Consider the following 7,905-nt stretch of genomic DNA (forward strand, 5'->3'; position numbering starts at 1 on the left):
CTGCTCGGCCGGCATGGCGGCGTAGCGCTGGCGGGCGGCGCGCAGCCAGGCGGTGCGCTCGCCCCCGGTGGCGGCGCGGCAGCGCGTTGTCTCCGGCTCCTCGAAGCCTGGCACGGTCTCGGCGCGGGCATCCTTGCCCACCGGCGGATAGGCGGCGAGCCACCCCATCAGCGCCAGCGGCCAGAGCCGCGATCCGGTCATATCCCTCATGAGCCCCTCCGCGCTTGTCCGCGCCCTGCGGCACACCATTAGAGAGACGTGCAACGCGTTCATGGCCATGATGTGTCGGCCTGTGACAAGATCGGGGCAAAGCCGGGTTTTCCAGGGTCACGCATGCTTGAGCCGGTGGCGTGAAGCGGGTTTTTGACCGATCGTGATCGGCATGAAGGGGCAACGGGATTTGGCCAGGGAGTTCGGGGCCAAGGGCGCGGGGGGGCTGGGCGGCGGCGCCTCGCCGCTGTTCACCGGGCGGCCGGCCGGGCGTTCCGGCCTGCCGGGGCTGGACAGCCGCGGCGCCGCCATCCTGCGCCAAGTGGTCGAGATGTATGTGGAGACGGGGGAGCCGGTGGGCTCGCGCACCCTGTCGCGCCGGCTGCCGCTGACGCTCTCGCCCGCCACCATCCGCAACGCCATGGCGGATCTGGAGGAGGCGGGGCTGCTCTACGCGCCGCACACCTCGGCCGGGCGGCTGCCGACCGAGCAGGGGCTGCGGCTGTTCGTGGACGGGCTGCTGGAATTCGGCGACCTGTCGGAGGAGGACCGCGAGGCCATCGCCATCCGCTGCGCCGCCGCCGGCCGCAGCATGGAGGAGACGCTGTCCGAGGCCGGGCAGATGCTCTCCGGCCTGGCCGGCGCCGCCGGGCTGGTGGTGGCGCCGAAGACCGAGGCGGCGATCCGCCACATCGAGTTCGTCGCCCTCTCCCCGGGCCGCGCTCTGGTGGTGCTGGTGAACGCGCATGGCCAGGTGGAGAACCGCGTCATCGAGGTGCCGGCCGGGCTGCCGCCCAGCGCCTTCACCCAGGCCAGCAACTTCCTCAACGCCCGCCTCTCCGGCCGCACGCTGGAGGAGACGCGCGGCGTGGTGGCGGAGGAGATCCAGGCCAACCGCACGGCGCTCGACGCGCTGACGCAGCAGATGGTGGAGCAGGGGCTGGCCACCTGGGCGGGGGGCGGCGGCGGTTCGCTGATCCTGCGCGGGCAGGCGCGGCTGCTGGAGAATGTCGACCAGATCGCCCGGCTGCAGGAGATCCAGGCGCTGTTCGAGCGGCTGGAGGCGCAGGAGACCATGCTGCGCCTGCTGGAACTGGCCCAGCGCGGCCAGGGGGTGCAGATCTTCATTGGCGCCGAATCGGGGCTGTTCACCAGCGCCGGCCTGTCGATGGTGGTGGCGCCGTTCCGCGACGGGCAGGAGCAGATCGTCGGCGCCATTGGCGTGATCGGGCCGACGCGCATCAATTACGGCCGGGTGATCCCGGTGGTGGACTACACCGCGCGGGTGATCGGCCGGTTGCTGGGGTAGAGGGCAAGCCCGGCTGATGGCGGGGTCCGGGGTGGCCCTGCCACCCCGGTGGAGGGGTCTGGGGAGGCAAAGCCTCCCCAGTTTTCACTCCTCGAGCACCCCATGCTGCCGCAGGAAGCCCAGCAGGGGCAGCAGCGGCAGGCCCAGGATGGCGCTGTGCTCGCCCTGGATGTCGCGGAACAGCTGCACCCCCAGCCCTTCCAGCCGGTAGGCGCCGACCGACCAGGTGACCGCCTCGCCCTCCGCCGCCAGGTAGCGGTCGAGGAAGGCATCCGAGAAGTCGCGCATGGTCAGGCGCGGCGCCGCCAAATGCTGCCAGATGCGCCGCCCGCCGCGCCAGGCGACGGTGGCGGTGTGCAGCGTGTGGCTCCGCCCGCGCAGCGCCTGGAGCTGGGCGCGGGCGCCGGCGATGTCGTCGGGCTTGTCGTACCAGCGGCCCTCGCAGACCAGCAGCTGGTCGGCGCCGAGCACCACCGAATCGGGCGCCTGGCGGGCGATGCGCTGCGCCTTGGCCTCGGCCAGCAGGATGGCGGCGTCGCCGGGGGGGATGCCCTCGGCCTGGGCGGCTTCCTTCAGCGCGGCCTCGTCCACCCGGGCCGGGCGCGCCTCGAACGCCAGCCCGGCGCCGCGCAGCAGCGCCGCGCGGGTCGCGGAGGAGGAGGCCAGGATGAGGGGGATGCTCACGCGCCGATCATCCCCGGCTTCGGCCCCTGGCTGGCGCCCAGGCTACGGCGGGCGTGCCAGGCTTCCATCAGTTGCAGCACGGTGGCGGCGGTTTCCTCGATGGAGCGGCGGGTGACGTCGATCACCGGCCAGCCGCGGCTGGTGCAGAGCCGGCGGGCGGCCTGGATCTCGGCCTTCACCGCCTCGAAATCCACATAGTCGTTGGTGTCCTGCCGCACCCCGCCGCTGCCGATGATCTTCAGCCGGTGGCGGCGGATGTCGATCAGCGCGTCGGTGGCGATGGTCAGGCCGATCACCGGGCAGGGCGGGTTCTCCAGCTCCGGCGGCAGGGGCGAGGTCGGCACGATCGGCACATTGGCCGCCTTGATGCCGCGATTGGCCAGGTAGAAGCAGGTCGGCGTCTTGCTGGAGCGGGAGACGCCCACGAGGACGCAATCCGCCTCGGCGATGCCGGCGACGCCCTGGCCGTCATCATGCGCCAGCACGTAGTGCATGGCGTCGATGCGGCGGAAATAGTCGGCGTCCAGCACATACTGGGCGGCGCGCTTCTCCCGCGCCTGCTGGCCGATCTGGCTTTGCAGCAGCTCCATCACCGGGTCCAGCACCGACAGGCAGGGCACGCCGATGCGCTGGCAGACCTCTTCCAGGGCATGGCGCAGCGAGCGGTCGACCAGGGTGAACATCACCGGCCCCGGCTCCGCCTTGATGCCTTCCAGCACCTGCTCGAGCTGCAGGTGGGAGCGGACCAGGGACCAGCGGTGATGCACCACATGCGGGTCGGGAAACCGGGCCAGGGTGGCACGGGCGATGGAGTTCAGCGTCTCGCCGGTGCTGTCGGAGACGAGATGCAGGTTCAGGATGCGGCTTGGCATCGGCTCCCGGTCTGGAAAGGGGCGTTGCGCCCGGTGGAGGAAAGCGGGGATTGCTGTGGAGATTGGGGACAAGATTCGTCCGGCTCCACCCCCCCTGCGTGAATCGGGGATGGAATCCGCATTTCCAGGGGGCTGGGGAGGCTTGGGCACATCGCCTTGAACGACTCGGTGGAAAACTCCGCAAACCGGCCTTTAAGCTGGCTTTGCGCCCGATTCGGGGCTGTGGAGAAGTTTGTGGACAGGGCGGGACGGGATTGCGTCCCCCTTATCCACAGGCCCTATAAGCCCCCCATCTTTCTTAAAGACTCTTTTTCATAGAAAGGGGCGCCATGGAAAACGCGTCGAAGCCCTTGCTGCGGGCCCTCTCCGGCGAAGCGCTGTGGCCCCCGCCCTTCTGGCTGATGCGCCAGGCCGGGCGATACCTGCCCGAATACCGTGAATTGCGGGCACAGGCGGGGGACTTCATCAGCCTCTGCACCAACCCCGCTTTGGCGGCGGAGGTGACGCTGCAGCCGTTGCGCCGCTACGGCATGGATGGGGCCATCCTGTTCAGCGACATCCTGATGCTACCCTGGGCCATGGGGCAGGGGCTGCGCTATGCCGAGGGGGAGGGCCCGCTGCTGGACCCGATCCGCGACGCGGAAGGGCTGGCGGCACTGCGGCCGCAGGAGATGCGCGCCCGCATCGCGCCGATCCTGGAGACGGTGGCGCGGGTGCGTGAGGGGCTGGCCCAGGAGGCGCCGAAGGCGGCGCTGATCGGCTTCGCCGGCAGCCCCTTCACGGTGGCCTGCTACATGGTGGAGGGCCGCGGCGGCGGCGAGTTCGCCCATGCCCGCCGCATGGCGCATGCCGACCCGGCGCTGTTCGGCAAGCTGATCCGCCTGCTGGTGGATGGCACGGTGGATTACCTGCTGGCCCAGGCCGAGGCGGGGGCCGAGGCGCTGATGCTGTTCGACAGCTGGTCCGGCCTGCTGTCGCCCTCGCAGTTCCGCCGCTGGTCGATCGAGCCGACCAACGCCATCGTGCGGGCGATCCGCAAGGTGCGGCCGGACATCCCGCTGATCGGCTTCCCGCGCCTGGCCGGGCCGCTGCTGGCGGAATACGCGCAGCGCACGGGGGTCGGCACGGTGGCGATGGACACCGGCATGGACCCGCGCTGGGCGGCCGCCAACGTGCCGGAGGGGATCACGCTGCAGGGCAATCTCGACCCGCAGGCGGTGGTCGCCGGCGGCCCGTCGCTGGAGGCGGAGGCGCGTTCCATCCTGGCGGCGATGCGCGGGCGGCCCTTCGTGTTCAACCTGGGCCACGGCATCGTGCCGCCGACCCCGCCCGAGCATGTGGCGGCGCTGGCGCGCATCATCCGCATCGGCTGAGGTTTGAGAGGGGCTTTGCCCCTCTCACTCCCCACCAAAGGCCTGAGGCCTTTGGAAACCCATCGGTTGGGACTCCACTGAAGGCGGGTGCAGGGGACCCTGTCCCCTGCTGGGGGTCGAGGGGGCAAAGCCCCCTCGGGAGCAACAGCCCCGCGCGGGCGGCGTTTGCCAGGGAAACCCCTGCAAGGACGCTCCCGCCATGCCGATCCGCTACGACCCCGCCCTGGAACGCCCCGAGCCGGACGAGGCCGAGACCATCGAGGGGCTGGTCGCGGCGCTGCGCCAGATCGCCGAGACGGTGCACGCCGATTCCGGCCATGCCGAGCGCGCCGTGCATGCCAAGGCGCATGCGCTGCTGCATGGCGAGCTGGAGGTGCTGGGCCATCTGCCGCCCACCCTGGCACAGGGGATCTTTTCCACGCCCAGGCGGTTCGACGCGGTGCTGCGCTTCTCCACCAATCCGGGCGACGTGCTGGCCGACAGCGTCAGCGTGCCGCGCGGCCTGGCGGTGAAGGTGCTGGGGGTGGAGGGCGCCCGCCTGCCGGGCTCGGAGGCCGCCACGACGCAGGATTTCGTGCTGGCCAACGCCCCGGTCTTCCTGGCGCCGGATCCGCGCGCCTTCCTCTCCAGCCTGAAGCTGCTGGCCGCCACCACCGACCGGGCGCCGGGGCTGAAGCAGGCGGCGTCCGCCGTGCTGCGCCAGGTGGAGAAGCTGGCCGAGGCGGTGGGCGGCGGCAGCGCGACGCTGCGCAGCCTGGGCGGCCACCCGACCACCCATGTCCTGGGCGAGACCTATTGGAGCCAGGTGCCGCTGCGGCATGGCGACTACGTGGCCAAGCTGTCGGTGGCGCCGCGCTCGCCGGCGCTGCGCGCGCTGGAGGGGGTGGAGGTCGATGTCTCCGACGACCCGGACGCGCTGCGCCGGGCGGCGGACGCGGTGCTGCGGCGCGAGGGCGGCGAGTGGGAGGTGCGGGTGCAGCTGCTGACCGACCGCGACACCATGCCGGTGGAGGATGCCTCGGTCGCCTGGCCGGAGGAGCAGAGTCCCTACATCCCGATCGCCCGGCTGCGCGCCCCGCCGCAGCCCGCCTGGGCCGAGGCGGCGCGCCGCGCGGTGGATGAGGGCATGGCCTTCAGCCCCTGGCACGGGCTGGAGGCGCACCGGCCGCTGGGCGGCATCATGCGCGCCCGCCGCGCCGCCTATGCGGCGTCGTCCCGGTTCCGGCTGACGCGCAATGGCTGCCCGGTGCGGGAGCCGGAGGCGCTGGACTGGCGCTGAGGCCGGTCCAGAGGCCCAGGGGAGGGCCAGCCGTCCGGGACAGTGAAGGGAAGGGGCGGGCGCCTGCTCCGCGGCCCTGACGGCCGCAGGGCGGCCTGCGAAGGGGTGGGCCGGGGACGCGCCGCCCGGCCCCGGACACGCGGCCGCCCACGGACAAAAAAAGCCGGCGGATTGCTCCGCCGGCTTGGGCCGGAAGCGGCGTGCCGGGGGAAGCCCCCGGCGGCCGGATCAGTTCTCTTCCTCGCGGTCGGTCTCGACCTCGATCTCGCCGTCCAGGTCGTCCTCGGCATCGTCGAGGTCCTCGGCGTCCTCCAGCGCGTCGTCGCCATCGACGTCCTCGAGCTCGACATCATCCGTGTCGGCCTCGGGCGCCACGGCGCGCTTCTTGACCTTCTCCTCGACCGGGGCGGCGGCGCGGCGCAGGCGGGGCTGTTCGGCCGGCTGCTCGGTGCCGCATTTCGGGCAAACGGCGGGCTGGCGGGTGAGGTCGTAGAACTTGGCGCCGCAGGCGACGCAAGTGCGTTTCAGACCCAGTTCGGGCTTGGCCATCAGCGTGAATATCCCGGGAAAGGCGGGCCAGGGATGGGCCGGCCGAGAAACACGGCGCGCATTGCCACGCACCCCGCCCCCATGTCAAACCCCTGCGTCGTGGGACACGGACAGAATATCAGGCCGTTGCGCGCCGCCCGGCCGCATCAGGGCCTCGCCGGCCGCCTGACGGTCGCCGGCGACAAGTCGATCAGCCATCGCGCGCTGATGTTCGGCGCGCTGGCGGTCGGTCGCACCGACATCACCGGCCTGCTGGAGGGCGAGGACGTGCTGCGCACCGCCGCCGCCATGCGCGCCCTCGGCGCCACGGTGGAGCGGCTGGGCGAGGGCGCCTGGCAGGTCTCCGGCCGTGGCGTCGGCGGGCTGGTGGAGCCGGAGGACGTGCTCGACATGGGCAATTCCGGCACCGCCGCGCGGCTGATCTGCGGGCTGCTGGCCGGCCACCCGGTCTTCGCCGTGCTGACCGGCGATGCCTCCCTGCGCAAGCGGCCGATGCGGCGGGTGACCGACCCGCTGGCCGCCTCCGGCGCGCGGTTCTCCTCCCGCGCCGGCGGGCGGCTGCCGCTGGCCGTGCAGGGGGCGGCGGAGCCGATGCCGCTGGACTACACCCTGCCCATGGCCTCGGCCCAGGTGAAGTCGGCCGTGCTGCTGGCGGGCCTCTGCGCCCGCGGCGTGACGCGGGTGGTGGAGCCGGAGGCGACGCGCGACCACACCGAGAACATGCTGCGCCATTTCGGCGCCACGGTGCGCGTGGCCGAGGACGGCCCGCGCCGCGTCATCGAGCTGGAGGGCCAGCCGGAGCTGGTCGCCGCGCCCGTGGCGGTGCCGGGCGACCCGTCCTCCGCCGCCTTCCCGCTGGTGGCGGCGCTGATCGTGCCCGGCTCGGCGCTGACGGTCGAGCATGTCGGGCTCAACCCGCTGCGCACCGGCCTGTTCACCACGCTGCGCGAGATGGGCGCCGAGCTGACGGTCGAGAATGAGCGGGTCGAGGGCGGCGAGCCGGTGGGCGACCTGACCGCCCGCTTCGGCGCGCTGCGCGCGGTCGATGTGCCGGCGGCGCGGGTGCCGTCGATGGTCGATGAATACCCGATCCTGGCGGTGGCCGCCGCATGCGCGACCGGCACCAGCCGCTTCCGCGGCCTGGCCGAGCTGCGGGTGAAGGAGAGCGACCGCGTCGCCGCGACCGCCGCGCTGCTCGCCGCCAATGGCATCAAGGTCGAGATCGAGGGCGACGACATGCTGGTGCATGGCTGCGCCGGCAACCCGCCGGGCGGCGGCAATGTCGTCACCCACATGGACCACCGCATCGCCATGAGCGCGCTGATCCTGGGCCTGGCGACCGAGCAGCCGGTCTCGGTCGATGATTCCAGCTTCATCGACACCTCCTTCCCCGGCTTCGCCGCGCTGGTGAACCGCGTGGCGGGGGGCGAGGTGCTGCGCCGGCTGAACGGCGCGCCCGTCGCATGAACGACACGGCGGCCAGTTCGCCGGTCAGCGCGTTGGCCGGGCTGGTCGTCGCGGTGGACGGGCCGGCGGCGGCGGGCAAGGGCACGCTGGCGCGCCGCCTGGCCGCCGAACTCGGCCTGCCCTATCTCGACACCGGGCTGCTCTACCGCGCCACGGGGCGGC

The 7,905-nt window shown here is 72.5% G+C and carries 9 protein-coding genes; 5 read left to right on the forward strand and 4 right to left on the reverse strand.

Features of this window, described 5'->3' with window-relative positions:
- Positions 1 to 201: hypothetical protein (locus tag HMPREF0731_RS25530; protein ID WP_040613361.1), on the reverse strand; the 201-nt coding region annotated here is incomplete at its 3' end.
- A gap of 181 nt (positions 202 to 382) precedes the next feature.
- Here HMPREF0731_RS25530 and hrcA point away from each other — a divergent pair.
- A complete protein-coding gene (gene hrcA, locus HMPREF0731_RS14025) occupies positions 383 to 1,519 on the forward strand; it encodes a heat-inducible transcriptional repressor HrcA (protein WP_007004813.1) in 1,137 nt (378 codons plus the stop codon).
- An 84-nt stretch (positions 1,520 to 1,603) separates the two neighbouring features.
- On the opposite strand, the gene HMPREF0731_RS14030 is transcribed toward hrcA, so the two are convergent.
- Together HMPREF0731_RS14030 and HMPREF0731_RS14035 are read right to left on the reverse strand one after the other, a co-directional pair.
- Complete coding sequence (locus HMPREF0731_RS14030) at positions 1,604 to 2,203, reverse strand: Maf family protein (protein ID WP_007004814.1); 600 nt, start codon at positions 2,201 to 2,203, stop codon at positions 1,604 to 1,606.
- Complete coding sequence (locus HMPREF0731_RS14035) at positions 2,200 to 3,075, reverse strand: pyruvate, water dikinase regulatory protein (protein WP_007004815.1); 876 nt, start codon at positions 3,073 to 3,075, stop codon at positions 2,200 to 2,202. The genes HMPREF0731_RS14030 and HMPREF0731_RS14035 overlap by 4 nt, the downstream gene beginning before the upstream one ends.
- A gap of 329 nt (positions 3,076 to 3,404) precedes the next feature.
- Here HMPREF0731_RS14035 and hemE point away from each other — a divergent pair, with 329 nt between their 5' ends.
- Positions 3,405 to 4,448 carry a uroporphyrinogen decarboxylase gene (gene hemE / locus HMPREF0731_RS14040; RefSeq protein ID WP_007004816.1) on the forward strand — a complete coding sequence of 348 codons (1,044 nt, stop codon included), beginning with the start codon at positions 3,405 to 3,407 and terminating at the stop codon, positions 4,446 to 4,448.
- Between the two features lie 199 nt (positions 4,449 to 4,647).
- Positions 4,648 to 5,727 (forward strand): catalase family protein, encoded by a 1,080-nt coding sequence (locus tag HMPREF0731_RS14045; RefSeq protein WP_007004817.1) that lies wholly within the window; start codon positions 4,648 to 4,650, stop codon positions 5,725 to 5,727.
- A 228-nt stretch (positions 5,728 to 5,955) separates the two neighbouring features.
- Here HMPREF0731_RS14045 and HMPREF0731_RS14050 read toward each other — a convergent pair whose 3' ends face one another.
- On the reverse strand, positions 5,956 to 6,276 hold the full coding sequence (locus HMPREF0731_RS14050; RefSeq protein ID WP_007004818.1) for a TIGR02300 family protein: 321 nt from the start codon (positions 6,274 to 6,276) through the stop codon (positions 5,956 to 5,958).
- 81 nt (positions 6,277 to 6,357) lie between these two features.
- Between HMPREF0731_RS14050 and aroA the strand changes: the two genes are divergently transcribed.
- Together aroA and HMPREF0731_RS23725 are read left to right on the forward strand one after the other, a co-directional pair.
- Complete coding sequence (aroA, locus tag HMPREF0731_RS14055) at positions 6,358 to 7,743, forward strand: 3-phosphoshikimate 1-carboxyvinyltransferase (protein WP_051014765.1); 1,386 nt, start codon at positions 6,358 to 6,360, stop codon at positions 7,741 to 7,743.
- On the forward strand, positions 7,740 to 7,905 hold a 166-nt coding region (locus HMPREF0731_RS23725; protein WP_007004820.1), incomplete at its 3' end, for a (d)CMP kinase. The genes aroA and HMPREF0731_RS23725, both read left to right, overlap by 4 nt.

It is taken from the genome of Pseudoroseomonas cervicalis ATCC 49957 (assembly GCF_000164635.1).
GTDB lineage: Bacteria > Pseudomonadota > Alphaproteobacteria > Acetobacterales > Acetobacteraceae > Pseudoroseomonas > Pseudoroseomonas cervicalis.